We start from the raw sequence: 25,934 nt of genomic DNA, 5'->3' as shown, positions 1-25,934 counted from the left end.
AAGTGTAGCTAGAAATACGCCATAAATTAATTTTGGCCATATCTCCGATGGGCTCATGCCTTCGTACATCTAGTATTATTTGGCATAGTGTAGGCGAATTTTGGCCAGATGTAACCCCTGATTTCACTGCTTTCAAACCAAAAGCGTCCGTGTTTCATCTTCTAGTGCGTCTTAACTGGCGCTTGAATATCCAGAAAACAAATGCTAGAACCAAACCGCCAAGTACGATTTTGGATACAGGAGCAAGGTACTTGTCCACAAGTTCGTACTGACTACCCAATATGTATCCTGAGTATGTTAGCAAACCCACCCAAGCCGCGCTACCTACTGTTGTGTAAAACAAAAATGGTAGTAAGGGCATATTGCTGATCCCTGCGGGAACAGAAATCAAGGTGCGGATTCCTGGTACAAGACGACCTATTAATACTGCTTTTTTACCTTGTCGGTCAAACCACTTTTTGGCCTTGGTAATATCTTTACTGGATATAGCCAGCCATTTGCCATACTTGTCAGCCCAAGCTTTCAAACGAGTTTCACCCAAAAACTTACCTGGATAGTACCAAATAAGTGCGCCCAATACAGAACCCAAAAGTCCTGCGAAAAACACACCAATGATATTTAGCTTTGCTCCTCCTGGTTGATATGGACTTGCTGTAAATCCAGCCAGTGGCATAATCAATTCTGAAGGAATTGGGGGAAAAAGGTTCTCTAGGAACATTAGTAGGGCGATTCCCCAATAGCCAAAATAGTTGATAGTGTTAGTTATCCATTCAAGCATTGAGTCAATTCCTGAAATTGCTGCACTAGTCTTGTTACTAAGATTGAGCCTTAGTTTTTTTAAAAAGTAATTATCCCTGCTTGTTAGAGTCAAGGTAACTTGGCTGCACTAAAAGTTGCATCACAACTTAAAAATAGAGGAAGACAAGTGGAAGCTAGGGGTCTGTTTCATTAATTTCGAGGGTTAGAAAAGTTCGTAAGTAGCTCTAATTCTTGAAATTGAGCGATAAATCACCCACGAACCTCACAAAATTACTGAAACGAACCACTAGGTTTTGTTTTCTAATTTTTTAGATCCCCCTTAGTCAGTTTTATAAAAAGACTAGGGAGGATCTAAAGACTTGATGGCAAATTTAAAAACATACTCTAGGGTTTTCTTCTGAGTTGGTGGCTGTGGGAGAGTAGGGAGAAAATTTTACCTTGTCCCCCTCATCCCCCTCATCCCCCTCATCCCCTCTTCTTTTAGGCTGTCGGGGTCAGTGATTGTACCCTTGGTTCCGATTGCCAGTCTAATGGATTCCAAACTCGATCTTCCAGCGCCATCTGTTCAATCAAACTTGCCAGTCTCAGCGCTTTGAGAGCTTGTTCACCACCTACTGAGGGTTGATTGCCACCATGTACACAGTTGACAAAATGTTCTAATTCTGCACTTAGAGGTTGAATATTGCTGGTGTAGACTTTTTCAATCACACCATCTTGCCTGTAAAGTACTTGTCGGTGGTCGGTGAGAGAATTGGCAGGCGTTTGTCGGTGAATCAAGATTTCATTCTTGAGAAAATCTGCCTCAGTAAATGAATTTTTGCAATGGGCGACAATCCGGCGAATTTTTCGGTGAGTGACTTTACTGGCAGTCAGAGTAGCAACAATACCATTGGCAAATCCCAAAGTGGCAGTTACGTAATCTAAATAACCAGAGTCCAAGGAGCGAGTACCGCTAGCAGTCAATTTTGTGACTGGGGAAGCAGCTAATTCTAAAAGTAGGTCGATGTCATGGATCATTAAATCCAGCACAACCGAAACATCGTTTGCCCGATCTGAGTAAGGACTCATTCTATGGGCTTCTAGCGCCAGCAATTCCTCGGTTTTTAGAACTTGGCTCAGTTCTTTAAAAGCTGGGTTGAAACGCTCAATATGACCTACTTGCAGGATACACTGAGACTCTGCCGCCGCATTTACTAAAGACTCTGCCTCAGAAATACTGGCTGCGATCGGTTTTTCAATCAAAACATGAATTCCCGCTAGCAGACAGCTAATGCCTACGGCATAGTGCAGACGAGTGGGAACAGCTACACAAACTGCTTCCACAAGGGGTAGCAGGTCACAGTAATCTTCAAAAAAACGCACCTTGTACTTGCTGGCAGTTTCTAATCCTCGTTCGACGTTAATATCTGCGACTCCAACCAGTTCAACATCTTTCATTGAACTCAGCACGCGAGCGTGGTGTTGTCCCATGTTACCCACTCCAATCACGCCTATGCGGATCGGTCGTGGCTGGTTGCGCTGTGTATATAGATTCGGTTCTGCCACTGACATGCTATCTTGCACTATTATTCTCTCCTCAACCACCAAATTTAGAGACGCTACGGCCGTTGGCGTTTATACTCGAAAGCCAGTTACGATCCGTCTAAAACCATCCAGATGGTAACATAGAGCCTATGTTTATGAAGAATTTCAAAGTTTGCGATCGGTTCCCGTAATCCAAACATCTTTTGTATAGATAGTTCGGGTTTGTTTTTGATTTTGCACTTTCTACAAAAAATATATGTCTTTTTATTAACTTTAAAACATTCAGTAAGACTTAAGTGTAAATTCTTCAAAGTTTTCAGGGTCAGCTTCCTCGGTTCGGACTTCTCTCTGGGATACCGTTAAGTAATTAGTTACTGAGAGCAATACCTAATTGACAACACTAAAATTACAAAACAGTCAAAAATAATACTTAAGCTTGTTTCAAAAAAATATTCTCAGGAATTATTGTCACTGATTAACGGAAAAGATTTTTGTATGATTATTTGCAGTAGCTACCGTAGAAACATATTCTTGCAAAGAAACAAGCTACTAGCAGCGTCTCGTAGAGAAGATATCACAGCGCTTTTTGAGAGAAGGTGGTGTGGCTTGAGCATCACTAAGAGACGTTTAGGAATCTTTTTGGCATTGCTTCCTGGCATCTTGTTAAGGTGTAATTTGGCGATTTAAAATTCAAAATTTGCAATCGAGATGAAAGCTGTAATTCTGTTATCTGGGGGATTGGACTCTTCCACAATTCTGTATCAAGCTAAGGCTGATGGCTGTGAATGTCATGCTATTTCCTTTGATTACCAGCAGCGACACCGACGAGAGTTACAGTCAGCCCTGACTGTTGCTAAAAAGGCTGCGATCGCAAAACATCAGGTAGTGAATTTTGATTTACGTCAATGGGGTGGTTCCGCACTTACCGATGACGCGATTGATCTACCCCAGGAGCGATCGCTGGATGAAATGTCTCAAAATATTCCTGTGACTTATGTTCCGGCTCGTAATACCATTTTTTTAAGCTTTGCTCTTGGCTACGCCGAAACGATCGCGGCTGAACGTGTTTATATCGGTGTCAACGCCTTAGATTACTCAGGATATCCTGACTGTCGCCCCGACTATATCCAGGCAATGCAGGAAGTTTTTCGTCTGGGAACCAAACAAGGGCGTGAGGGACAGCCAATTAATATTGTTGCACCCCTAATCAACTTGAAAAAAACCGAAATCATCCAACTAGGGAACCAATTGGGAGTTCCTTGGGAACTAACTTGGTCTTGCTATGCCGGTGATGATGTCGCCTGCGGTGTATGTGATTCTTGTCGCTTGCGGTTGGCAGCTTTTGCCGAGTTGGGACTTGTTGATCCACTGGTGTATGCTTAGTCGGGCATTGGGCAAAAGAGTTCCGTTAGCGGATAGCTAGGGTTTAGCCCGTGAAGAGTTAGGAGTTACGAATTCTCCTCCTCCTGCCTCCCCTGCCCCCTACTCCCCTGCTCCCCCCGCTTCCTCCAAGCGTCGCAGTTGAATTTGATGCAGGCGTGGGCCAACAATTGATACCACAGTGAATTCGAGATTTTCATAACAGAAGGTTTCGCCAATGGACGGAATTTTCTGTAACTGATACAACAGAAAGCCTCCTAGTGTTTGATATTCTCTTGTCAGGGGCAAATTGAGACGCAAAACCTCGTTGAGGTCTTCGAGGTTGATTTGTGCCTGCACCAAAAATTTCTGCTCATCTAACATCTGGATTAGTAAGTCGTCACTGCTTTCAGGTTCGCTTGCATCGCCGATGATTTCGGCAATGACATCTTTGATTGTCACGAGTCCCACAGTACCGCCAAATTCATTTACTACCATGACCATAGCGGGTTTCTCTTGCTGCATCATGGGCAAAAGTTCACTCAAGGGTGTGTGTTCGGGAACAAACCGAGCGGGACGCATCCAAGGTTGGATCTGTGTCTCTAAACTGAGCTTTCCCATAGCTAAAGGTTGTGCCAAATCTTTAAAATAAACAATGCCGCGAACATCGTCTAAAGATTCACCAATCACGGGGTAGCGTGAGTAACCAGTAGCAGCCATTTCTCTAAGTAATATCTGGAAGGTAGCATCTTTTGGCAGCGTGATAATACTGGTGCGCGGGATCATCACATCTTGGGCCATGACATCCCCAAACTCAAAGACATTATTGAGCAGTTCTCGTTCCGCACGCTGTAAACCAGTAGATCCCCATTCTGTAGAGATAATCAGTTGCAATTCTTCAGGAGTTACAGGCGGTCTCCAGCCTTGACCTGTGTATTGGATACCAAAAATCCGCAATAAAAAACGAGTTGATTGGTTGAGAATCCAGATGAAGGGGCCAAAAAAACGCACGATCGCTTTTACCGAAGGTCCCAAAAACCTCGCTAGCTGTTCTGAGTACAGCATGGCTAAGGATTTGGGACATAGTTCTCCGATCACAATTTGCAGATAGGCAATCAAGAAAAAGGCAATGGGAATTGATAGGGAATGGGCGAGGAAGTTAGTCATTCCACTAGGTAAGGGCCAGGATCTTAACCAGGCATTTACCAGCACGACAATTGTGCTTTCGCCAATCCATCCCAGCGCCAAACTAGAAAGGGTAATGCCTAACTGAGTGGTAGATAGTAGTCGGTCTATACTACGTTGTAGCATTTCGACAGCGATCGCTGGAATATCCCCAGCCTTAACTAACTGGTGAATACGCGATCGCCGCACGCTCACCATCGAAAATTCCGCCGTCACAAAAAAGGCATTTATGGCAATCAGTAGTAGCACTGACAACAACCGCAGCGCCACATCCGTCCAAATCAAATTAGGAAAACCACTCACTGCCAAAGCTCGTGTAAAACTCACGCCCTCCATTTATGGGGATTGGGGAGTTAGGAAGGGAATAGGGTACAGGTTACAGGGTACAGATTATTCCCTATCACCTGTCACCTGTCACCTCTTCCCTCATCCCAATTCCCAATGCCAATCTACCTTTCCACAGGAATATTCGATGCCTCTAGCTTCAATTGTTGAGCAGGATAATCAGTAAGAGCAAGTGATATTTTCTTGACATCATCAAGTAAAGCTGTGGGAATGCTCACTGTACCTGAAAATGCTGGGCCATTGACAGGCAATTCTGTTGGTAAACCCTCTGTACTAGCGCTTAGGGTTCGTCCTTTATCATCAGTAACATCTAAAAAACTATACAGGAAGCGCACAGAATCCTTACCTTTGTTCTGCATTTTCACTTTCAGTAGCAAGTCACCACCAGAGTAGCGAGCAGATTGCACAGTCATAGTTACACCCTGACTTTGGGCAGTAACTGGAAAGCCTGGTAGGGGTTTTTCTTCAACCACTTCTGGGGGTTTTTCCTCTGGCTTCTGCTTGCTGCTATTGGTTTCTTCGTCATCTTCCTCTAGCTTTTCCGATTTAGCAGCCTTGGTCTTACCATCAATTCGTGCCTTGACAACTTTCAGAATCTCTTCCTCTTTTAATAAGACTAGCCCCCCCTGTTGAGAGGCATTTGCCTTATTGCTGGCAAATTTGGTTGTGGGACGACCATCGGGTGCAGTAACGCCTTTAAGTGCTGAACTCCCCAGTTCAAACCCCAAAAACGCGCTCACAGAACCTGCCCCCATCATCAGGATTAACAAAATCAAAGTAAGAAGTACAGTAGAATTTATTTTCATTGCTGATAAGCTATCACATAAGAATGCTGGGCTATTTAAGAATATTGAAGCTTTTGACCTCAATCCTTAAAGGAACTTAATCAATATTAGTCTCTACTATTTCATGATTAAATTATGTAGTATAAAAATTCGGTAAACTAGTGTCCAGTATTCACACGTGGTAAATTTATGCTATAATTACGGAATTGGCTAAAGTCAGTGAATGAATTATTTTTCTCACTCTAAAATTAGCAAATAAGAAGGTTGACTTAAAGAGTCAAAATAATTGGCTCGTAAGAATGCGACCAAAACAAGCGCCTTTGGCCGATTGGGGAGGCAACGAACTCATAATTCGTCTTCAGGCTGGTTCGATTCCAGCAGGGCGCACTGAATCATCAAAAAGTAGTAATAGAGGGTATGGGGCATTGGGTATGAGCAGTTGTACTGAGCATTGCTGAAGTGTTGGTGAGTAATTATTGTCCTTTGCTCCCCACTCCCCAGTCCCCACTCGCTAATCTTACCGAGGTGGTAAAGTTTCGAACCTGAATTCAGTTCCCACTTTGAGTTTGTTGCTATTCAAACGAGGGGACATGATCAGCGATGTGTCATAAGGATTTGGTAAATCAGGAGTGCGAAGATAAGGATCGTTACCAACTTGCTGAGTCAAGACATCATGATATAAAGTGTTAACCAACTCAGCATCGCGGGCAATTTCATTTTCTGGGAAGGAACCACCGAAACTAGAACCAGATCCTAAAAGTGAGTCTACCTGACGCTTGAGGCTGCCATTTTCGTAGAAATTGCGATCGTGACTAAAAAAAGCTCGTTCAAATACATCACTCGTAGTTTCAGTTCTGGGGGTTTCGGTTTGGGCAAATGCAACTGAGGGAAAAGCAATACCAGCAGCAAGCAGCACCAATAAACCACCAAGGGTTTTAAATTTTATACGCACGTTTCTGACTCCTCAATTTTCGTTTTGGGCGAATCTTAATTTATGCTTAAGTTCAGAACTCTGATGAGTTCAACCTTTGGTGTAGCACAACTTTTAATGTTTTGTAATGACGTATCCTACTGAAACTCTTACCCACTCAGATATTTGGGCAACCACTCCTGATTTGACAACCTTGCGCCACAAGCTACTAGATTTATTTTCTCAACGGGCTTATCAAGAGGGTGATTTTGTTCTAGCTTCTGGGCTACGTAGTTCTTATTATGTCAATAAGATGCAGGTAACACTCCACCCCCAAGGAGCTTTAGCTGTTGGACGATTGTTGTTTCCTTTACTACCCGTAGATACTCAGGCTGTAGCAGGTTTAACGATGGGGGCTGACCCAATGGTGACAGCAGTGAGTATAGTTTCTGTTTATGAAAACCGACCCATACCAGCGCTGATTATTCGCAAGGAAGCCAAGGGTTATGGGACGAAAGCTTATATAGAAGGCCCCACTTTACCAGAGGGTGCAAAAGTAGTAGTTTTGGAAGATGTGGTGACAACTGGGCAATCTGCTCTGAAAGCGGTTGAGCGTCTTAAAGATGCGGGTTATACCGTTAATCAAATAATTTCTCTGGTAGACCGACAACAAGGTGGAGGTGAGTTGTATCAGTCAGCCGGGTTAAAGTTTGAAACTTTGTTTTCGATTCAAGAAGTTCAGGAACGCTATCGACAACTGGCGAAATCATAAGTGTCGCTTGCCAAATTATTTGACAATTTGACAGATTTATGTAATTGAAAATATTACTCTTAAAGCCCTAATAAGGGTTTTATTATTTTAGGCTCAAAATAGCCTTTACTGCACTGACGATCGCAGAAGATGCTTTTTCGATTTCTTCTTTGGTTGTAAATTTCCCAATACCAATTCTTAACGCTCCCTCAATTATATTTTCTCCAAGATTCATAGCTTGCAGAACGTGAGATGGCGCGACAATACCTGATGAACAAGCCGCACCTGTAGAAATAGCTAATTGATGGCGAACTCTAGCAATAATGGCACTATTAGGGATGTCAGGGATAGAAATATGTAAGTTACCTGATAAACGGTTGTTTAAGTCCCCATTCACCAGTAAATTAGGAATTTCAGCCTGAAGTAAGTTTTGTAGCTGATCTCGTAAAATAGCGATCGCATTTTCATCTGCTTCCATTTCTAATCGTCTCAATCTGCAAGCTTCCCCCAAACTAGCGATTCCGGGGACATTGAGTGTACCGGATCTGAGTCCTTGCTCATGTCCACCACCGTAAATCAGTGGTTGAAGATGATAACCTTTTTTCACGACTAATGCACCAACGCCTTTAGGTGCATAAAGTTTATGTCCAGAAATAGCTAGATAGGTAATACCCCAGTCTTGAAAGTTAAGGGGAATTTTACCGACTGCTTGGGAAGCATCACATAAAAAAGGGATATGGTATTTTTGAGCGATCGCTCCAATTTTTTCTACTGGGTAAATTGTCCCTACTTCATTATTAGCAGCCATCACACAGATTAAGGAAGCACCGCCAGAGCAGACTTTTTCTAGATGTTCTAAATCAATTTGGGCTTGTTGATTGACATTTAACCAAATAATTTCAGCAAGCCCTTTTTTAGCTAATGCTTTGCAGGTATCTAAAACTGCTTTGTGTTCAACTGGGGAAACAATTATTGTGGCGGGAGTATTTTGTTGAGAAATATGTCCTTGAATTGCTAAATTAATACTTTCTGTTGCACCAGATGTAAAGATAATTTCCTTGGCAGAAGCATTGATTAATTCAGCTATTTGTTGACGAGCTTGTTTAACTGCTTGTGTGGCTTGATTACCATAAACATGATCTACACTATTAGCTATTTGTTCAATACGCGATCGCTTCCTCCCTTCGACCTGTTGTTTTCGTTCACCACACAGTAACTCTACTTGGGATGCACCGGCTTGAATGGCATTATCCATTAATTCGGCGTTAGCGAAGCTCGCCGAAGGCATCGCATAAGCGGCATTTTTATAACCGTTATCGCGCATTGCTTGAACAGCGAGGTGAGTCGGCACGATATCATGGGCGTTAGTATTCATGGGTTTTTCCTCCAAACGTCTTGCCAATTGTGAAAAGCTGATGCAACTGAACCAAAACTGGGGAGTTGGCTATCGACAACGGTGACAATTTCGGCGGTAGCATTACCTCCAGCTTTGAGTCCGCGAATGGCGCATCCTACCATTTGGCTGTAGAGGACAAGGGATTTGGTAGGACGGGCGATAACGGCGGCGCTGGTTTTGGGTGCATCGAATCCAGTGGTTAAAACGCCGTAGTTACATAAAATCTTGGTTTGGGGCTGTTCGTCTTTAAAACTTTGAATCAGCCTTTCTCTCTCTGATTTGGGGGTATCACCTGTAACAGCATCAGTATTAAATCCTCTGAAACGCAAAATTCCGGCGATGAGTCGCGCGTGTTCAACGGAGGTATTAAAAACGATAATCCGTTGATGGTGTTGGGCTAGTGCTTCTAGTTCGAGGATGATGCGGAGGTTGCGTTGTTCTTCTGCTGCTAACCGATTGAGGATATATTGGGGTATGTCTAATTCTGTATTAATCCGATTCAGGTCTTGGGGAGTTAGTTCAATACCCGTTTCATAAAATAAGGAACGATAGTTAACTTTAGCTAGGTATTGTTGATCGACGAGATAATCAATGGGGTTGTCATAACCTGGGATTTCTAAAGTAACTTTCTGTTGGGCGAAGAATTTTGCTAGTTGTGCATCGGTGTTAATATCAGCCCAAGTCCGTCCGGGTGTAGCGGTTAAACCTAATAAGGCGGTTTTTTCGTAGGGGATGACTAAAGCATCTAAGACGAGTTTATAGGTTTCGGCGACTGCTTGATGAGCTTCATCGATAATTACCAATGAACAACGCACACCCAGTTGATTAATAAAGCGAATACTTTTTTTGCGGTGTGATAGACTTTCGCTAATCCTGCTACTACTAAGCCATCTTGCGCTTGTGCTAAGTCTAACTCATGGTTGCCCCAGAAGCGGTAAGTGGTGGTGGTGCGATGGCGTAACCGCCCAGCGTAGCTGTTTGCCTAAACAGTCCCAGGCTTTTTGAAATTCTGTAACTGCTTGTTCACAAAGTTCTTCACTATATGCCAACCAAATTACTAAAGTGGGTTCATTGTTTCTTAGGCATAAACCCAATTAGGGCTAAAACCTTGCAAAGTTGCTAAAGAAATTAAAGGTTTTATAGTTTTTGTATAAGCATTAAAGAGGATTTCTAAATTTAATAATTCGTCTGGTTGATCAACTTTCAATTCTGCAACAAAAGTCTCAATATCATTTGACCATTTTATTTGAGAAACACTTTGCTTATAAGTCGTTAAGCCTAAATGTTGTAATGTTACAAAGTCAAGAAAATATTCTTCCGATGGTAAACTATTAGATTTAGAAGAATTAACAGATTTTGTTGTTGGAATCAAATTCCATAATTGATTATGAGCTACAAAAGACCAAGGTAAATAATGATCTAAGGAAGTTTCATTCTTATTTAATTTAACTTTTGAATAAATACATTCAATATCTCGATATTCTAAAATAGTTTTCCAATATTTATTTTGATTTGCCAAAGAATCTCTTTCTTGTGGCATAAATAATTTGTTAACTACATTAGGAGTGCTAGGGTTTCTCTGTTGCATATAATTCAACCATTCCCAAGAAGCCCACCCCCTAACTATTGTGTAGTTTTCCTCTAAATATTCAATCCAATCTGGATGTAAAATAATGGCGTTACAATTTTTTGGTTCTTCAGCGTTAAAATAATATAAAGGCTTTTTAGTATCAAATTGATTGTTAGCCAAACTAATAATAATAGGGTCAACATCGTAATCTTTTAATCCTCTCATCTCTTGAGAAAAGAAAGGACGAATTAAACGATAAGATACATAGCGATTAATAGAAATAACAATATTATCAAGATTTTGATTATTAATAGAGGTACGCAAAAGTTTTTTATCTGTATCTCTAAACTTTAAAATTGGTTCTGTAATTTCCAGATCAAGAGCATCTAATTTATTAGCAATTTGGTCTTGCTTACCAAAAGATAGTTTAAAATAATTGTGAGGATACCAAGCATTAGCTAACATTTCAACAATTATTTCCCGAAAGCTAATAGGCGATAAAGTATCAAAATTTCTTCTTTTTATAATGTCTAATATTGATAAAAAATAAAGATGTTTATAAGAGTTAGTTATATTGTTAAATATTTGAGCTAAAACCGTAACATTAACTTTGTCTGATAGTGGTAAGTCTTGATTCGTAAGTTGATTTTTAAATAATGCCAACTCTCCTAAATATGCTTGAATAAAATCATTTGCGGCTAATTTATTAATCTTATTTAATGCCTTAACAATGTCTGCAACAGTTTCAGCAGTAGGGTCAATTTTTTCGTGATACCAACGAAAGACAATCGGACGTTCAACACCTAAACCTATTGCCAGTTGGCTTTGGCTAATGTTGTAAGACTCTAAAACCTGTCTTAGTGCTTGTCCTGCTTTTCCCATGATTTCCATTATCACAGGGCAGGGAGTATAATTTTGTTAACTTTTATGTTAATTTGTATTTTAGTTTTGTTATCATATTTGATAACAAAACTAGAGAAAACATTGAATATATAAGTTATGGCAGAAGAATTCGTGACATTAGAAGATAACAGCAGCAATCAAGTCTACGTAAGTAGAGAAAAGATAAAACACCTGCTAGTCGATAGTCCTAATGTAGTCAAGAGTACTATCTATCGCTTGCATACTACAGGTTATGCAGAAATAGGCTCTTGGTCTAAACCTGTAAGAGCAGGTACTTTAGGTGAATCAGGCGATGTAGTGAGCGTATTAATTAGATAGCAAGTCTAGCAAATAAAAGGTGTAGGGAATTGGTGCGATGGCTACGCCCGCCAAAGGCATCGCGCATTGCACTAACTCTTGATAATTTAAATAACTAGAGAACTAATTGAATGACACGTTTCATACATGACAAATTTGCTAAAGACTATCTTGAGGAATTGCTAAAAGATTACGGAGAAGTCAAGTCATCAGAAAAAGTCTCAGGAGAGATTAAAGAAATAGATGTTTTCTTCACTCCTGACAAACAGCAAAGCTCTAATTTACAAATACTGGGTTTACTAGGAAGATTTGCTGAAAATCCTGCACTCATAGAACCATTCCGCAATCCAGCTTCTACTGATGAAATATGCGACTGTCTTCTCAAATTATTAGAAGTAAAGGCTCTCTTACGACGAGAAGCTAAAGCAAATAAAACTAAACTTCAGGACTCAGAAATTCCCAAATTGTGGGTTCTTACTCCAACGGTATCTGAAACTAGATTGTCTAGCTTTGGAACTATGCAAAAAGAAGGTTGGTTATCAGGAGTACATTTTCTTCCAGATGCCTTGCGGACAGCAATTGTAGCGATACATCAATTACCACAGATACCAGAAACATTATGGTTGAGGCTTTTAGGTAGGGGAAGCGTACAGTCGCAAGCGATTATCGAGTTGCAAGCGTTACCATTAAACCATCCATACCAAAAAGCAACCCTGGAATTAGTTTACAACTTGCGCGAAAACTTGAGAGTAAATCAAGAATTAGAATCAGATGATAGGGAGTTAGTTATGCGACTAGAACCACTTTATCAAAGAGATAGGGAACAAGCCAAACAAGAGGGAAGACAGGAAGGAAAACAGGAAGGAGAACAACATTTAATTATACGTCTGCTCAATCGCCGTGTTGGAGAAATTAATGAATCATTAATCGAGCGAATTAAAGGTTTATCGATTGAACAATTAGAAAATCTAGGAGAAGCATTACTAGACTTTTCTAATATTGCTGATTTAGAAGCTTGGTTAAACCAACAACAAGGATAAAAAGTGTAAGGAGTTGGTGCGATCGCGCCAATTCTTTATCATTTAAATAGCACGCACAGAGACTTCATTAATATATGATCTGTATCTAACACCCAAAGGCTCATACTATATCTAACTCGTGCTCAGTACGCAGTTCCTGAGCCAGATCCGCAAACTCTTCATCTCCCGCAAACATCCCAATAAAATCTGTCCAGGGATTATTTGCCACTTCTAGGGTCAGCACCTAAATATTTGCCAGTCTAGCTTTAATTTGCTCCTGTACGGCTGCGATCGCATCTGAACGGGTTTCAGCTTCAGCTGTACAATTAGGTAACTCTGGGACTGATGCGATAAAAGTCCCGACTGAGCCTGTTCAACCAGAACATGAAGAGACAGCCTATTAAAACTTGTGACGGCTAGAAGATTCATAAATACTGGTACTAGGTTCTCCTTCCGCATCATAATGCTTCTTTTAACCGAAGAAATTTTTCCCCTTGATATTTTCAGAAGGTCGCAATACCTAATGATATAAAAAGGCAAAAAATGCGTGATATTTAGTATAGGCTCCATCTACACAAAAGATTCACTATTTTAATTTGTTTCAGTGTATATGGATAAAGATTAGGTTAATTTTGCATAACTTGAAGATATTCTGAAGGATGCTCCTTCAATTTGTCCTTTCGTTTCCTTCCAAAAGTTTTAGGATGTGATGTACTCCAGTAGATCGCCAATTTGCTGAATTACTGTACACAATTAACAACTCAAGTCTTTATGTATACTTAAAGCCAGCAGCGGGATTTGAACTCGCGACCTTCCGATTACAAGTCGGATGCACTACCACTGTGCTATGCTGGCAATTTTTTGATTACTCTTAAGTAGCAACCACAATTTATCATTGTACCATAATCAATTTATTTGTCTAGCTGTAATTGCTAAAAAATTTCTACTTCTCCAGAAACAAGGCTAAGAGATCAGAGTTTTTAGCGATCTCGCGGCTTTTTTATACCTAGATGGTTGTGCAATTGTGATGAAATAGAAACAAATCTGCGATCGCAATCACGGATAAAGTTGATAAATTAATATCCATACCAAAAGCTAACTTAAATCCTGGGCTGAACGCAAAAATATCTCGTCAGTTCCAAAACTGCATTTTCTTAGCACAGCTGAATAAAGGGACAGAAATATATAATTATTTTTTACAGATTATAAGCATGGCAGCATTGCTCGGACGAGATTTACTAAGTCTAGCGGACATCAGTCCTACGGAAGTTCAAGAACTCCTGCAATTGGCAACTGAACTTAAATCACAACAGCTGAAGTTACAATGTAATAAAGTCTTGGGGTTGTTGTTCTCCAAAGCTTCAACTCGTACACGGGTAAGTTTTACTGTGGCGATGTACCAACTGGGTGGACAGGTAATCGATCTCAACCCTAATGTCACTCAAGTTAGTCGCGGGGAACCTTTGCAGGATACGGCGCGGGTGTTAGATCGATATCTGGATATTTTGGCAATTCGCACTTTTGCCCAGCAAGATTTAGAAACTTTTGCTCACTATGCCAAGATTCCGGTAATTAATGCGCTTACTGATGCAGAACATCCTTGTCAGGTATTGGCTGATTTATTGACGATTCAAGAAAGCTTTAACAGCCTTGCTGGGTTAACTTTGACCTACGTGGGTGATGGGAATAATATGGCTAATTCTCTGATGTTGGGCTGTGCTTTGGTGGGGATGAATGTTAGAATTGCCACCCCTAGCGGATATGAGCCAGATTCTAAGATTGTAGAACAAGCAAGAGCGATCGCTAATAACAAAACAGAAGTCCTTGTCACTCACGATCCAGAATTAGCCGCCAAGGGTTCTACTGTACTTTATACTGATGTTTGGGCAAGTATGGGGCAAGAATCTGAAGCCGATAATCGGATGCCAATTTTCCAGCCTTACCAAATCTCGGAACAGCTATTGAGTCTTGCTGATCCAGAGGCGATTGTTTTACACTGCTTACCAGCCCATCGTGGTGAAGAAATTACTGAGGCAGTTATTGAAGGTTCTCAATCAAAAGTTTGGGAACAGGCAGAAAATCGCTTACACGCTCAAAAAGCTTTGCTTGCGAGTATCTTAGGGGCGGAATGAAAGGAGTTAGGAATTAGGAGTACAGACGCGATTAATCGCGTCTGTACAAGAGTTAGGAGTCGGAATAGCTAGTGTGCAATTGGCTCCTAACTACTTGCTGGTAAAAAATCCGAAATAAATGGGTCAAAGAAAAGAGAATATTCTTACTTTTGCCTTTCATAATTTTTACTTTTCTCTTGTTATGGGAAGTTTTTTGTAGTACTAATGTTCTAGAGACATTAATAATTACTTCCCGCAAATTTATGGAACGTCTAACGGAAGCTCAACAAGAACTTTACGAATGGTTGGCAGAATACATCAGATCGCACCAGCATTCGCCTTCTATTAGGCAAATGATGCAAGCGATGAACTTGAAGTCACCAGCCCCAATTCAAAGCCGCTTAGAACATTTACGCACAAAAGGATATATAGAATGGACTGAAGGACAAGCCCGAACGATTCGGATTTTGCGTCCTGTGAAGCAAGGTGTACCAATTTTGGGGACGATCGCTGCTGGTGGTTTAATAGAACCGTTTACTGATGCTGTAGATCATTTAGACTTTTCTAATTTCGATTTACCTCCCCAAACCTATGCTTTGCGGGTAGCTGGCGATAGCATGATTGAAGATTTAATTACTGATGGTGATGTGGTATTTCTGCGTCCAGTAGCAGAACCAAATCATTTAAAAAATGGTACTATCGTCGCCGCCAGAGTCGATGGATTTGGTACAACATTAAAACGTTTTTATCGCCAAGGCGATCGCGTCACCCTTAAACCAGCAAATCCCAAGTACAATCCCATAGAAGTCAGCGCTATGCAAGTGCAGGTACAAGGTTCACTCATTGGTGTTTGGCGTGGTTACAACTGAGTAATGGGGAGTGGGGGAGAGATAATCAATACCCAATGCCCATTAATTAGGGTTCATGACTACCTTTGTACTTAACATTTTATGTACCTGACAAAAAATCCAGTGCAGCAACTGCCCACTTTCCGGTTGAAATTACCGTTTGCAAGGGAAAGTAAGGGCAGTTATTACACTTTGCAACCATTACCAGGATGCCCAAGAATGCCTGTGTCTCTGCAATTACGGCAATATCAGCGACAAGCGATCGCTAGCTGGTTTACCAACAATGGTAGAGGGACGCTGAAAATGGCTACTGGTAGTGGTAAAACTATTACCGCACTAGCGATCGCTTGTGAATTATATCAGCAGATTAATTTACAAGTGCTGGTGGTGGTGTGTCCCTATCGCCATCTCGTCACCCAATGGGCGCGAGAGTGTGAAAAATTTAATTTGCAACCCATTTTAGCTTTTGAGAATTTACGCACTTGGCAAAGTCAACTTTCGACGCAAATTTATAATTTGCGTTCTGGTTCTCAAAGGTTTGTTACGGTGATTACTACGAACTCTACTTTAATTGGAGATGGGTTTCAGTCTCAACTCAAATATTTTCCTGCCAAAACTTTAATTATTGGGGATGAGGCGCATAATTTAGGCGCACCCAAGTTAGAAGAAAGTTTGCCGCGCAGTGTTGGATTGAGACTAGCTTTATCTGCCACACCGGAAAGATATTTTGATGATTTTGGTACGCAATCTTTATTTGATTATTTTGGCCCAGTTCTCCAACCAGAGTTCACTTTGAGGGATGCGATCGCTCAAGGTGCTTTGGTACATTATCTGTATTATCCAGTGTTGGTAGAGTTAACTGAAGCAGAAAGTATTGCCTATTTAAAGCTAACTAAAAGAATTGGGCGATCGCTACTTTACCGAGATAAAGAAAATGGACAAGCAAGAAGTTTTGAAGACAATGAAGATTTAAAGCCGTTATTGATGCAAAGGGCAAGGTTAATTGGTGCGGCGGAAAATAAATTAAATGCTTTACGGGATTTAATGGCAACTCGCCGCGAAACTAGTCACACTCTTTTTTATTGTAGTGATGGTTCCCAAGATACGGGACAACGTTCTTCTCTACGCCAACTTAAAGCTGTTGCTAAAATTCTCGGAGTGGATTTAGGGTACAAGGTAAGCACCTATACAGCCCAAACAACTTTACAAGAAAGGGAAATATTGCGCCATCAATTTGAAAGCGGGGAATTGCAAGGTTTGGTGGCAATTCGTTGTTTAGATGAAGGTGTTGATATTCCAGCAATTCAAACTGCGGTGATTTTATCAAGTTCTGGTAATCCTCGCCAATTCATTCAACGACGAGGGCGAGTTTTACGTCCTCATCCTGCTAAGGAACGCGCAACAATATTTGACATGATTGTTTTGCCGCCAGATTTAGATAGAGAAACTATAGAAGTTGAGCGCAATCTGTTAAAAAAGGAATTGCGTCGCTTTGTAGAATTTGCCGATTTAGCTGATAACGCAGGGGAAGCAAGAATGAAGTTACTTGATTTACAAAAGCGCTATGGTTTATTAGATATTTGATAATGAACTATATAGTTGTATTTTTTTGTAAAAATTTTCAAGTTTTGAAAAAACAAGCATTAAGTATGAAATAATAAAATTATGAATTAGATTATAATGGGATGTAAGTGACTTTAAAAATTTTACTTATATCCCATTATGATCTAGATTGTTAATATTAATAATAACAGAAGAAAATTCAATAATAAAGTCTTTTTTAAAGAAAAGTATAAATTTAAAAAAATAGTTTTTACAAAATTAAAGATAACGCTAACAGTGGCTTTACGGTGGTGAGTACAGCACTAGACAAAGTTAAAATATAGAAAATCTATATTTCCAAACCGAAGATGTCACAAGATGCGAATATTGATGATGTGCAAGAGCCAATAAACAGCGCTCCGCCGGAGGTACGGCGAATTATTGAGCGGGTATGGAAGCTGGAAAAAGGCAGGCTAGATAAGAAGATTAACAGCCATATAAATGATAATATTTTGGACATTATTAAGGAAGAGGTGCGATGAAGCTGACTTCAATCAAGCTATGCAACTTTCGCTCCTTTTATGGTACGACACCAGAGATGCTTCTGGCTGGTGGAGATGTTCAGAATACGACGATTATTCATGGCAATAATGGCTCTGGTAAAACCAGTTTACTAAATGCCTTTACGTGGGTATTGTATGATAAATTTAGTGCAGCGTTTGCATCGATAGAACAGTTAGTTAATAAGCGTGCGATCGCAGAAGCTCAAAAAGGTCAAGCTGTAGAATGTTGGGCAGAGATTGGCTGGGAACATGAAGGTAAACGCTATCGAGTTAAACGCGCCTGTCGGGGTTATAAAAATGAAGGTGATTTTGACGCTGGCAAAACTCAATTAACCATGTGGGTTGGTGCGGATGATGGCAAATGGAATATACCAACTCAGCAACCAGACGATATAATTAATCAAATTTTACCCGCTACTTTACATCAATATTTTTTCTTTGACGGCGAACGAATTGAAGAAATAGTCCGTTCTGATAAAAAGGCTGAAATTGCCGAAGCTACAAAAATTTTCTTGGGTGTAGAAGTAATCAACCGTTCCATCAGACATTTGGGAGATGCAAAAAAAGCTTTAGAAAATGAATTAAAAGCTATTGGTGATTCTGAAACCAAACAACTATTACGACAGCAAGAAAAGATAGAACGCGAACGCGAACGCATTACCAAACGGCAAACGGAAATTAAAGAAGAGTTAGAATATCAACAAACTTTTAAAAAAGAGACAAGTAACCGTTTACGAGAACTTAGTGCAGCTAAAGAATTGCAAGAAAGATGGCAAGATTTAGAATCGCAGAAGACGGCGAATCAAGAAGAATATAAAAAAACAAAGGAAGCGCTGAAAAAAGTTATCTCTGCGCGGGGTTATACAGTTTTACTGTCGGAAACTACATCCCAGTTTCGAGGAATTATTAATGATTTGAAGGCGCGAGGTGAGTTAACATCAGGAATATCGCGGGAATTTGTGAATGATTTACTCAATTCTCAGCGCTGTATTTGTGGCGCAGAATTACACGAGGGTAATCATTCTCACACTCATGTGAGTACTTGGTTAAATAAAGCAGGTTCCTCGGCGGTGGAAGAAACTGCAATTCGGATGATAGCTCAAGTAGATGAAATTGATAAGCAAGCAATAGGATTTTGGGAAGAAGTTGATAGAGAACAAAGTAGAATTAATCAGTTAAGGCAAAGTATATCTCAAATTGAAGGCGATTTAGACAATATTCAAGAACGGTTGCGAAAAGATGCTAATGAAGAAATTAGCAGTTTACAAAAAAGGTTAGATGAAATTGAAAGTAAAATTGATGAATTGAATCGAGAACAGGGTGCAAATCAGCAGCAAATTGCTCAACTCACAACTGAGATTGAAGGTTTAAATAAACAAATTGCAAAGCAAAAACTGAATGAAGATAAGCAAACTCTAGCACAACGACGAATTAACGCCACTCAAGATGCAATCGAACGGTTAACGGAAGTTAGAAATCGTCAAGAACAACAATTTCGCCTGCAACTAGAAAAGCGAGTACAAGAGATATTTATGGAGATTTCTGTAACTCCATACATTCCTAAAATTAGTGAAAAATATGAACTGACATTAGTAGAAAATACCACAGGTATAGAAGCACCAGTTGCAGCATCAACGGGGGAGAATCAAATTCTCAGTTTATCTTTTATTGCCAGCATCATTGACAAAGTAAGGGAATGGAGTGAGAAACGAAAAATGATGATGATTCCCGATAGTAGCACTTTCCCAATTGTGATGGATTCACCCTTCGGCAGTTTGGATGAGAATTCGCGGCGACACATTGCGAAGACAATTCCCCAATTAGCGAATCAGTTGATAGTTTTAGTTACTAAGACTCAGTGGCGGGGTGAAGTTGAAGCGGAAATGACAAATAGAATTGGTAGAGAATATGCGCTTACATATTATTCATCCAAGCCAGATTGCGAACAAGATTATATTGAGTTGGGTGGAGAAAGATATCCTTTGGTGAAACAAAGTCCGAATGAGTTTGAGTATACGGAAATTATGGAAGTTGAACGAGATAGGTAATTACAGCTTGTCAACTTAGAACCAGGGTGATTACAAACCGTCCTTTTAACTTCTCAAGTCCCCGTGAAATGCTTTAATGGCTTTAGTTTATACTAAAGTTTACTAATGCTTCTCCGAAAAACTACAGCAGTTGTTGTCTCACTCTTAACTCTATCAACCCCCAACGCCCTAGCCTTTTCTGACACCCAAAGCTATTGGGCAAAAAATTGTGTCCAGCAACTAGGGGAGCGTAAACTGATTACAGGCTATCCTGATGGTAGTTTTCGCCCAGAAGCAACAGTGACACGCGCTGAAGCAGCAGTGTTGATGCTAAATGCTTTTCCTGATTCACCAGTGAAACGCACTGCTACGTTATTTAAAGATGTACCCAGTAATTATTGGGCTAATAAAGCAATCTCTACCGCTTACCAAAAAGGATTTTTTTCTGGTTATCCCGGTGGAATTTTCCAACCCAACCAGCCAATTCCTCGCGCCCAAATCATTGGTGTCGTAGCTGGTGGAAAAAATTACAGCCCTATATCCAACCCAACGCAGATATTACAACAATATTTTAACGATGCGGGACAAATTCCTAACTATGCCCAAAATGCGATCGCATCTGCGACTATTAATAGTATTGTTGTCAATTATCCCAATGTCAAACAGCTAAAACCACTGCAAAGCGCTACTAGAGGCGAAGTTGCAGCTTTGATATGTCGGGCGTTAAATATTTACACGGTTCCGCCACAATATATTGCCGGAGTTGAAGTACATCCGCAAGAAGTACGCCCCTTACCAGGAAAACTCGATATTATTCCCACCTTTAACAGCAATAGTCCCGAATTGGTAACAACTGAAGGAATTTTGCTATCAACTTTCCCCCCTGATGGGAAACAAGTACAGTCAGCACATTTAAATTATCCCTTTGAAGGCAGATTTGATATATTTGCTCATCATATCGTCAGGGCGGAAACATCAGCCCAAAGCCGCACTGTTTACCAAGGGATAATTGTACATAATCCAGGGAATGAACCTGTCACACTGCAAGTTTTACAAGCAGCTAGTTACCTCACCAGAGAAGCGCCATTTATCGCTTTACCTGATTTGGTGGAAAATCCCCAAGGTACAGTTTACTCTGGGCCAGGCGATCGCACAATGAATGATGTATTGCGGGGAGTTCGCCAAGGGATTTTTCCCGAAAAGCTGGTGATAGAACCAAAAGAAACGCAAATCCTAGCGAATTTAGCCATTCCTGTACAGGCTCCTGCTTCTAACGGTCGCACTACGATGATGCGCTTGGCAAGTAGTAGCCCAGTTTATCTCGCAAATTTAGTCAAAAATAGTAATATTCCACCCACCTTAGCCGAGTGGCAAAAGCTTCTGGATACAGCCAGTTTAGCAGGAAAGCGTGACCCCATCCCCACACCTCTCGACCCTCCTAGAGAACCAACAGTATTTAGTCGCGTCGCTGGTGTCTCCCAAGGAACGCAATGGCAAACACAGCTTACGGATAATTCCAATGTGTCTGAATTAACGATACCCCAACCAGGAAAGGCGTTTTCTTATCCTTTGGGAACTGTACATTTAATTACTCTCAGCACTGGACAAATTCAAAGCGCACCAATGTTAAAACGCTATCCTGATACAGCGTACTTTGCTCACAGTAACTATGGTGTTGAATACAATTTGACTTTACCCCTTAAAAATATTACTAACCAAACTCAGACGGTAACTGTATCAATCCAGACTCCTGTGAAGGATGAAGGGGGAACAGATAGACTTTTGTTTTTAAAGCCAGGTGTAGAACAAATATTCTTTCGGGGAACGGTGCGGGTGCGTTACATCGATGATAATGGTGTGGAAAAAACGCGCTATGTCCATTTGGTACAGCGTCGAGGACAAAGGGGTGAACCGTTGGTGACGCTGAAAATGTTAGCGGGTGGGAAGCGAGAAGTACAGGTGGACTTTTTGTATCCTCCAGATTCTACGCCGCCGCAGGTTTTGACGGTGAGAACGGAGGGGTAATTTTTTCATGCAGAGGCGCAGAAGTTTTTAGTTAAAGTTGAGAAAAAGGAAGGAATGAGGTTATGGTTGCCAGTCCAAACAAAAACTATATGTCGCCTCGTGAATATTTGGAATGGGAAGAACGCCAAGAAATTAAATATGAATATATTGATGGTGAAGTATTTGCCATGACTGGGGGTACTCTTCCCCATAATGATATTGCTTTAAACCTAGCTTCAGCCTTAAAAAGTCACCTGCGAGGGAGTGGGTGTCGGGTGAATATGGCGGATGGGAAAGTAGGTGTATCTGAAAACGGGCCTTTTGATTATCCCAATGTTGTGGTGAGTTGCGATGAACGGGATAAACAAGCTATTCAATTTCTCCAATATCCTTGTTTAATTGTTGAAGTTCTGTCCCCAAGTACGGAAGCTTACGATAGAGGTACAAAATTTACGCGGTATCGTCACATTCAGACTTTGCAAGAATACGTCCTTATCGATGCTGAAAAAATTGGTTTAGATTGCTTCCGGTTAAATGATAGAGGACTCTGGGAGTTACATCCTTATGAACAAGAGGATGAAGTTCATTTAACTAGCGTTGATTTCCGCTTTCCTATTTCTTTGCTTTATGAGGATGTTCAACTATCAATTTAAATTTCACACGGAGGTGCAGTGGCAGGATGGACTATGTTGGTGGATAATTTGTTTGTTTAGCGATCGCCAATATACTAGTATAAAATAATGCGCTAATAATTACTGTCGCTTCCAACTTTCGGTTAAAATAGCAACAATGTAGATATTAAAACAATGGCGGAAACTGGCAGAATCAGGGTTGCTAAAGATAAGGCTGAGTTAGTGAAAGATTTAACATCTTCAAATGGTGGAACAGGCCCTTTTAATACTTTTGCTGATGTGATTGTGTTTGCAGCAGCTTTGGGTGCAAAGCATAAAAAACGTGTGCCTTTGGGAGAGATTTCTAAAAGGGAACCGTCGCCAATACCCCAAGAACAGTTTATAGTCAGGGGATATAATACAGTAATAAATTTAATAGCAATTGCTGAAACTCAAGAGATTAAACTTTTATCTCTCGAAGAAGGAAACAATAACGAAAAACGTAATTATATTTTTGAAGAATATGCCAATGGTGGACTTGAAATATTACAATCAGAAATCCGGGGCGCAGTAGATTATTCTGAAAGAATTTTATTGATTCTCAGTCATGAAAGGTTTCAAGATAACTCCCAAGAAGAAGAGTTTGATTTAAGCAAATTTCTTTCATAAGACAACATCAATTTATTGCTTAACAATTACCAACAGATTGAGCAAATACTTACGATTTATATAAAAATAAAATAATGAGTAAAGCACAACAGCCAGTACATCAGCTAAGTTTAATTTATTACTGTGAATGTTTTTCTAATATTAAGGTGTATAAAAGTAAAAATAAGGGTGATGCTCTTAATAAACCAATATTACTTTTATCTATAATTGACCTAATTACACAAGATTTAATAACAGATAATCGTATTACAATATCAGATGAATTAATTGATACATTCAAGAAGTATTGGGAAATACTTGCTTCTAGTACTTTTAAGGGAAGTGATTTTGCCCTTCCTTTTTTTCATCTAAAAAATGATCAAGGGAAATTTTGGCATCTTAAGTATAGTTCGGAATATGATGGGGGTCGCCCGCAAACAATTCCCAAACTCAAGGAAGATGTTGACTATGCATATTTGGATGATGAACTATTTAATTTCATTCAAGATGAAATTTCTAAGCAAATATTAATTGATGCACTTATTTCAGCTTGGCTACCATCTGAAGATAATACGATAGAAAGTTTTTTAAACATTAACCAAAATTTTGAAGATGTACCTTTACAAATAGACAAAACTATTGAGTCTAGTAATTTAGATCCTAATCCTAGATGGAGATTAAAAAAAGCATTAATTAGAAATGCTTTTTTCAGGAAAGCTATCATAAGTATTTATGATTATAAATGTGCTTTTTGTGGACTTAAAGTAACTAAATCTGTAACTCAAAACATCGTTGATGGCGCACATATAAAGCCATTCTCACAATTCTATGATAGTAGAATTCATAATGGAATAGCACTGTGTAAAAACCATCATTGGGCATTTGATCGCGGTTGGTTTGCTGTAGATGAGCAATACAAAATTATAGTTAGTAATCATTTGGAAGAAGCATCTCCCCATGCTAAACCTATGAAAAATTTTCATGGTGAAACAATACTTCTACCAAATACAGAGCAACACTTTCCAGAACTGGAAGCGCTGCAATGGCATCGCCAAAATATATTTCAAGCATAATTACAAAACAGGTGGAAGTCCTACCGCTTTCGGTTCAACAAACTCCCCATCAAAACCTATTGTTTTATTTTCAACAGTCCTAGCATCCGCCAAAGCCTTACGAAGTTCAGCACGTTCCATCTGTTCCTGAATTCCACCCAAAATATAAACCAATAACTTCGCCGCCAAATCTCGTCCAGCAACCTGCACTCGCTTTTTATTTGGGTCATATAAAACCCCATACCAGAGAGATTGGGGATATTCCATACCACTAAAACCACCTTGCTGGTCAAACTTCCGCAGCTTCTTAAAAATATCTGCTAGGGAAAAACCTTTTTTAAATACCAAAATTCCCAAAGCTTGGGCTAATGCAACTTGAGCAACTGGACGGAAAAGCATATTTCCTTCACCTCCATCCTTCTCAAAACTGAAGCGCCGTAAAGCTGGTGTATCCTCGTGTTCTAAAATTTTATAACTAGAAAGACTAGCCAAAGAATCAAATAGCTTTTTAAATTCCTCAATTCCCTGTTCAATTTCTTCATCTTCTGGACGCATAGGAATTAAACCTTTCTCCAAGGGTTTCCAGTGCGGGAACTTATGAACTAAATATCGCTCAGACATATCTTGGAGAGCTTGCAAAGTGGTCAAAACTGTAGAATTGGAAGCCACTGTTGCACTATTCCAATTAACACGAGGATTTCGCTCTTGTCGTTGTTCTAATAGTGGATGTGTAACTGCAATTTTTCTAGCAACGATCGCAAAACCATCATCTTCATTCAACTGTGTTAGCTGACCTTTAGTCAAGGGTGCAGCCATCAGGTTGACATGAACAAAAATCGATCTCACCCTCCGCCTCGCCTCGGTGCGAGTTTCCCCAGCCGCTACCGCACAGATGAACTCAATACCAATTTTCTCTTTGGGTAAATTTTGCAAGTAAGCAAGGTCTACTTGGTACTTTTCTATCAAATCATTGACTGTAATAAAACTGTCATCAGCACCTTTATCTTTTTTATAGCGCTGGAGTTTGCGAGTTTTAATTAACTCCATCAACCCCTGTACACCCATTAATCGGTGTTGACCATCTAGTGCATAAATGGTTACATCATCCTCAGAAATATTTAGCAGACCTACTTTAGCGTCTTTATCTAAGGGGACGAAATCAGTAGTAGACTTGGTGGCGCGTCCTTCACTATCCCACTCAGCAGCTTTGGGATTATCCACCCACGGTTGATTAATTACTACCAGCACTGGCGGAAACTTATGGTTGTGCCTAGCCGCCAAATACTGCACTAGTGGCGCTTGACGTGACCAATCAAGGGGACGCTGTTGAATTTCATCAATACTATCCGCGTCAATCTCGACATTATCAGTTTCAGGATTATACTTTTTTTGAAACAGAGGTAAGCCAGAGGCGAAGTGAACCCGACCGGCAAACCATTCTAATGTAACAGAGCTAACATAAGCCTCAGTACCACCCATCTCGGTTTTTTGAACGAGAATCTGATCTTTTCTTCCTAAAAACTTCTCCAGAAGTAAAGCTAGTACCTGTTTTTCCTTGTTTTCTCGTTCCAGGTACTCTTTAGCGATGTCAGCCGTTGGGTCAGATGCAGTATCTTTCATGTTAAATTTTAAAAACAGAATAGGATTATGTCGTTTAATTATCCAAAAATTTGGATATTAGTAGTAAAGTTTTTAAAAACTTTTTTTCAACCCACCTTGCTGGGT

At 40.2% G+C, this 25,934-nt stretch carries 23 protein-coding genes and 2 tRNA genes; 14 read left to right on the top strand and 11 right to left on the bottom strand.

Going from position 1 to position 25,934, the window contains the following annotated elements:
* Positions 1 to 154 precede the first annotated feature (154 nt).
* A complete protein-coding gene (locus IQ274_RS19760) occupies positions 155 to 778 on the bottom strand; it encodes a DedA family protein (protein ID WP_163935875.1) in 624 nt (207 codons plus the stop codon).
* A 461-nt stretch (positions 779 to 1,239) separates the two neighbouring features.
* Positions 1,240 to 2,322 carry a Gfo/Idh/MocA family protein gene (locus IQ274_RS19755; protein ID WP_114084961.1) on the bottom strand — a complete coding sequence of 361 codons (1,083 nt, stop codon included), beginning with the start codon at positions 2,320 to 2,322 and terminating at the stop codon, positions 1,240 to 1,242.
* Positions 2,323 to 2,991: 669 nt separating this feature from the next.
* Here IQ274_RS19755 and queC point away from each other — a divergent pair.
* Entirely contained in the window at positions 2,992 to 3,666 is a 675-nt protein-coding gene (gene queC / locus IQ274_RS19750) for a 7-cyano-7-deazaguanine synthase QueC (RefSeq protein WP_163935848.1), read from the top strand.
* Positions 3,667 to 3,765: 99 nt separating this feature from the next.
* On the opposite strand, the gene IQ274_RS19745 is transcribed toward queC, so the two are convergent.
* Complete coding sequence (locus IQ274_RS19745) at positions 3,766 to 5,163, bottom strand: hemolysin family protein (protein ID WP_194143190.1); 1,398 nt, start codon at positions 5,161 to 5,163, stop codon at positions 3,766 to 3,768.
* 113 nt (positions 5,164 to 5,276) lie between these two features.
* Positions 5,277 to 5,978, bottom strand: coding sequence for a hypothetical protein (locus IQ274_RS19740; protein WP_163929540.1), 702 nt, complete (start codon positions 5,976 to 5,978; stop codon positions 5,277 to 5,279).
* 293 nt (positions 5,979 to 6,271) lie between these two features.
* Between IQ274_RS19740 and IQ274_RS19735 the strand changes: the two genes are divergently transcribed.
* Positions 6,272 to 6,344: transfer RNA gene (locus IQ274_RS19735), tRNA-Ile, on the top strand.
* Between the two features lie 130 nt (positions 6,345 to 6,474).
* Here IQ274_RS19735 and IQ274_RS19730 read toward each other — a convergent pair.
* Positions 6,475 to 6,909: a hypothetical protein gene (locus tag IQ274_RS19730; RefSeq protein ID WP_163929539.1), complete on the bottom strand. Its 435-nt coding sequence runs from the start codon at positions 6,907 to 6,909 to the stop codon at positions 6,475 to 6,477.
* 106 nt (positions 6,910 to 7,015) lie between these two features.
* On the opposite strand from IQ274_RS19730, the gene pyrE reads away from it, so the two are divergent.
* On the top strand, positions 7,016 to 7,639 hold the full coding sequence (gene pyrE, locus IQ274_RS19725) for an orotate phosphoribosyltransferase (protein WP_114084965.1): 624 nt from the start codon (positions 7,016 to 7,018) through the stop codon (positions 7,637 to 7,639).
* 82 nt (positions 7,640 to 7,721) lie between these two features.
* Here pyrE and IQ274_RS19720 read toward each other — a convergent pair whose 3' ends face one another.
* The 4 genes from IQ274_RS19720 to IQ274_RS19710 all read right to left on the bottom strand — a co-directional run bounded on the left by IQ274_RS19720 (position 7,722) and on the right by IQ274_RS19710 (position 11,466).
* Complete coding sequence (locus IQ274_RS19720) at positions 7,722 to 8,993, bottom strand: cysteine desulfurase family protein (RefSeq protein WP_228058257.1); 1,272 nt, start codon at positions 8,991 to 8,993, stop codon at positions 7,722 to 7,724.
* Positions 8,990 to 9,829, bottom strand: coding sequence for a DEAD/DEAH box helicase (locus IQ274_RS19715; RefSeq protein ID WP_416209843.1), 840 nt, complete (start codon positions 9,827 to 9,829; stop codon positions 8,990 to 8,992). The genes IQ274_RS19720 and IQ274_RS19715 overlap by 4 nt, the downstream gene beginning before the upstream one ends.
* A gap of 99 nt (positions 9,830 to 9,928) precedes the next feature.
* On the bottom strand, positions 9,929 to 10,063 hold the full coding sequence (locus tag IQ274_RS37435) for a hypothetical protein (protein WP_265578558.1): 135 nt from the start codon (positions 10,061 to 10,063) through the stop codon (positions 9,929 to 9,931).
* A 29-nt stretch (positions 10,064 to 10,092) separates the two neighbouring features.
* Positions 10,093 to 11,466, bottom strand: a complete 1,374-nt coding sequence (locus tag IQ274_RS19710) for an HNH endonuclease domain-containing protein (protein WP_194143189.1) — start codon at positions 11,464 to 11,466, stop codon at positions 10,093 to 10,095.
* 117 nt (positions 11,467 to 11,583) lie between these two features.
* Between IQ274_RS19710 and IQ274_RS19705 the strand changes: the two genes are divergently transcribed.
* Together IQ274_RS19705 and IQ274_RS19700 are read left to right on the top strand one after the other, a co-directional pair.
* On the top strand, positions 11,584 to 11,805 hold the full coding sequence (locus IQ274_RS19705; RefSeq protein WP_163929536.1) for a hypothetical protein: 222 nt from the start codon (positions 11,584 to 11,586) through the stop codon (positions 11,803 to 11,805).
* A 110-nt stretch (positions 11,806 to 11,915) separates the two neighbouring features.
* Complete coding sequence (locus IQ274_RS19700; protein ID WP_163929535.1) at positions 11,916 to 12,824, top strand: DUF4351 domain-containing protein; 909 nt, start codon at positions 11,916 to 11,918, stop codon at positions 12,822 to 12,824.
* Between the two features lie 762 nt (positions 12,825 to 13,586).
* Here the strand turns inward: IQ274_RS19700 and IQ274_RS19695 are convergent.
* Positions 13,587 to 13,658: transfer RNA gene (locus IQ274_RS19695), tRNA-Thr, on the bottom strand.
* Between the two features lie 356 nt (positions 13,659 to 14,014).
* Here IQ274_RS19695 and argF point away from each other — a divergent pair.
* The 9 genes from argF (at position 14,015) to IQ274_RS19650 (ending at position 24,230) form a co-directional block, all read left to right on the top strand.
* Positions 14,015 to 14,935, top strand: coding sequence for an ornithine carbamoyltransferase (gene argF / locus IQ274_RS19690; RefSeq protein ID WP_163929534.1), 921 nt, complete (start codon positions 14,015 to 14,017; stop codon positions 14,933 to 14,935).
* A 242-nt stretch (positions 14,936 to 15,177) separates the two neighbouring features.
* Positions 15,178 to 15,783, top strand: coding sequence for a transcriptional repressor LexA (gene lexA, locus IQ274_RS19685; protein WP_163929533.1), 606 nt, complete (start codon positions 15,178 to 15,180; stop codon positions 15,781 to 15,783).
* Between the two features lie 81 nt (positions 15,784 to 15,864).
* Positions 15,865 to 17,346: a DNA phosphorothioation system restriction enzyme gene (locus IQ274_RS19680; protein ID WP_194143188.1), complete on the top strand. Its 1,482-nt coding sequence runs from the start codon at positions 15,865 to 15,867 to the stop codon at positions 17,344 to 17,346.
* 326 nt (positions 17,347 to 17,672) lie between these two features.
* Complete coding sequence (locus IQ274_RS19675) at positions 17,673 to 17,846, top strand: hypothetical protein (RefSeq protein WP_167306198.1); 174 nt, start codon at positions 17,673 to 17,675, stop codon at positions 17,844 to 17,846.
* On the top strand, positions 17,843 to 19,915 hold the full coding sequence (locus IQ274_RS19670) for an AAA family ATPase (RefSeq protein ID WP_194143187.1): 2,073 nt from the start codon (positions 17,843 to 17,845) through the stop codon (positions 19,913 to 19,915). The genes IQ274_RS19675 and IQ274_RS19670 overlap by 4 nt, the downstream gene beginning before the upstream one ends.
* Before the next feature lie 105 nt (positions 19,916 to 20,020).
* Positions 20,021 to 21,919 carry a DUF3370 family protein gene (locus tag IQ274_RS19665; protein WP_194143186.1) on the top strand — a complete coding sequence of 633 codons (1,899 nt, stop codon included), beginning with the start codon at positions 20,021 to 20,023 and terminating at the stop codon, positions 21,917 to 21,919.
* Positions 21,920 to 21,981: 62 nt separating this feature from the next.
* Entirely contained in the window at positions 21,982 to 22,551 is a 570-nt protein-coding gene (locus IQ274_RS19660; protein ID WP_194143185.1) for a Uma2 family endonuclease, read from the top strand.
* A 153-nt stretch (positions 22,552 to 22,704) separates the two neighbouring features.
* Positions 22,705 to 23,178 (top strand): DNA phosphorothioation-associated protein 4, encoded by a 474-nt coding sequence (locus IQ274_RS19655; protein ID WP_179066733.1) that lies wholly within the window; start codon positions 22,705 to 22,707, stop codon positions 23,176 to 23,178.
* A gap of 74 nt (positions 23,179 to 23,252) precedes the next feature.
* Positions 23,253 to 24,230 (top strand): HNH endonuclease, encoded by a 978-nt coding sequence (locus IQ274_RS19650; RefSeq protein ID WP_194143184.1) that lies wholly within the window; start codon positions 23,253 to 23,255, stop codon positions 24,228 to 24,230.
* Here IQ274_RS19650 and IQ274_RS19645 read toward each other — a convergent pair whose 3' ends face one another.
* Complete coding sequence (locus tag IQ274_RS19645; RefSeq protein WP_194143183.1) at positions 24,231 to 25,829, bottom strand: DGQHR domain-containing protein; 1,599 nt, start codon at positions 25,827 to 25,829, stop codon at positions 24,231 to 24,233. It abuts the gene before it with no gap.
* Between the last annotated feature and the right edge of the window lie 105 nt (positions 25,830 to 25,934).

It is taken from the genome of Nostoc sp. LEGE 12447, assembly GCF_015206985.1.
In the GTDB taxonomy this organism is placed as follows: Bacteria; Cyanobacteriota; Cyanobacteriia; order Cyanobacteriales; family Nostocaceae; genus Nostoc.
Note: the sequence above shows the minus strand (reverse complement) of the source record. Positions and strands in the feature narration are given on the sequence as shown.

Coding starts and splice junctions, on each gene's coding strand:
- IQ274_RS19760 (WP_163935875.1), bottom strand. CDS start 778: ATGCTTGAATGGATAACTAACACTATCAACTATTTTGGCTATTGGGGA.
- queC (WP_163935848.1), top strand. CDS start 2,992: ATGAAAGCTGTAATTCTGTTATCTGGGGGATTGGACTCTTCCACAATT.
- IQ274_RS19745 (WP_194143190.1), bottom strand. CDS start 5,163: ATGGAGGGCGTGAGTTTTACACGAGCTTTGGCAGTGAGTGGTTTTCCT.
- IQ274_RS19740 (WP_163929540.1), bottom strand. CDS start 5,978: ATGAAAATAAATTCTACTGTACTTCTTACTTTGATTTTGTTAATCCTG.
- pyrE (WP_114084965.1), top strand. CDS start 7,016: ATGACGTATCCTACTGAAACTCTTACCCACTCAGATATTTGGGCAACC.
- IQ274_RS19720 (WP_228058257.1), bottom strand. CDS start 8,993: ATGAATACTAACGCCCATGATATCGTGCCGACTCACCTCGCTGTTCAA.
- IQ274_RS19710 (WP_194143189.1), bottom strand. CDS start 11,466: ATGGGAAAAGCAGGACAAGCACTAAGACAGGTTTTAGAGTCTTACAAC.
- IQ274_RS19705 (WP_163929536.1), top strand. CDS start 11,584: ATGGCAGAAGAATTCGTGACATTAGAAGATAACAGCAGCAATCAAGTC.
- IQ274_RS19700 (WP_163929535.1), top strand. CDS start 11,916: ATGACACGTTTCATACATGACAAATTTGCTAAAGACTATCTTGAGGAA.
- argF (WP_163929534.1), top strand. CDS start 14,015: ATGGCAGCATTGCTCGGACGAGATTTACTAAGTCTAGCGGACATCAGT.
- lexA (WP_163929533.1), top strand. CDS start 15,178: ATGGAACGTCTAACGGAAGCTCAACAAGAACTTTACGAATGGTTGGCA.
- IQ274_RS19680 (WP_194143188.1), top strand. CDS start 15,865: ATGTACCTGACAAAAAATCCAGTGCAGCAACTGCCCACTTTCCGGTTG.
- IQ274_RS19675 (WP_167306198.1), top strand. CDS start 17,673: ATGTCACAAGATGCGAATATTGATGATGTGCAAGAGCCAATAAACAGC.
- IQ274_RS19670 (WP_194143187.1), top strand. CDS start 17,843: ATGAAGCTGACTTCAATCAAGCTATGCAACTTTCGCTCCTTTTATGGT.
- IQ274_RS19665 (WP_194143186.1), top strand. CDS start 20,021: ATGCTTCTCCGAAAAACTACAGCAGTTGTTGTCTCACTCTTAACTCTA.
- IQ274_RS19660 (WP_194143185.1), top strand. CDS start 21,982: ATGGTTGCCAGTCCAAACAAAAACTATATGTCGCCTCGTGAATATTTG.
- IQ274_RS19655 (WP_179066733.1), top strand. CDS start 22,705: ATGGCGGAAACTGGCAGAATCAGGGTTGCTAAAGATAAGGCTGAGTTA.
- IQ274_RS19650 (WP_194143184.1), top strand. CDS start 23,253: ATGAGTAAAGCACAACAGCCAGTACATCAGCTAAGTTTAATTTATTAC.
- IQ274_RS19645 (WP_194143183.1), bottom strand. CDS start 25,829: ATGAAAGATACTGCATCTGACCCAACGGCTGACATCGCTAAAGAGTAC.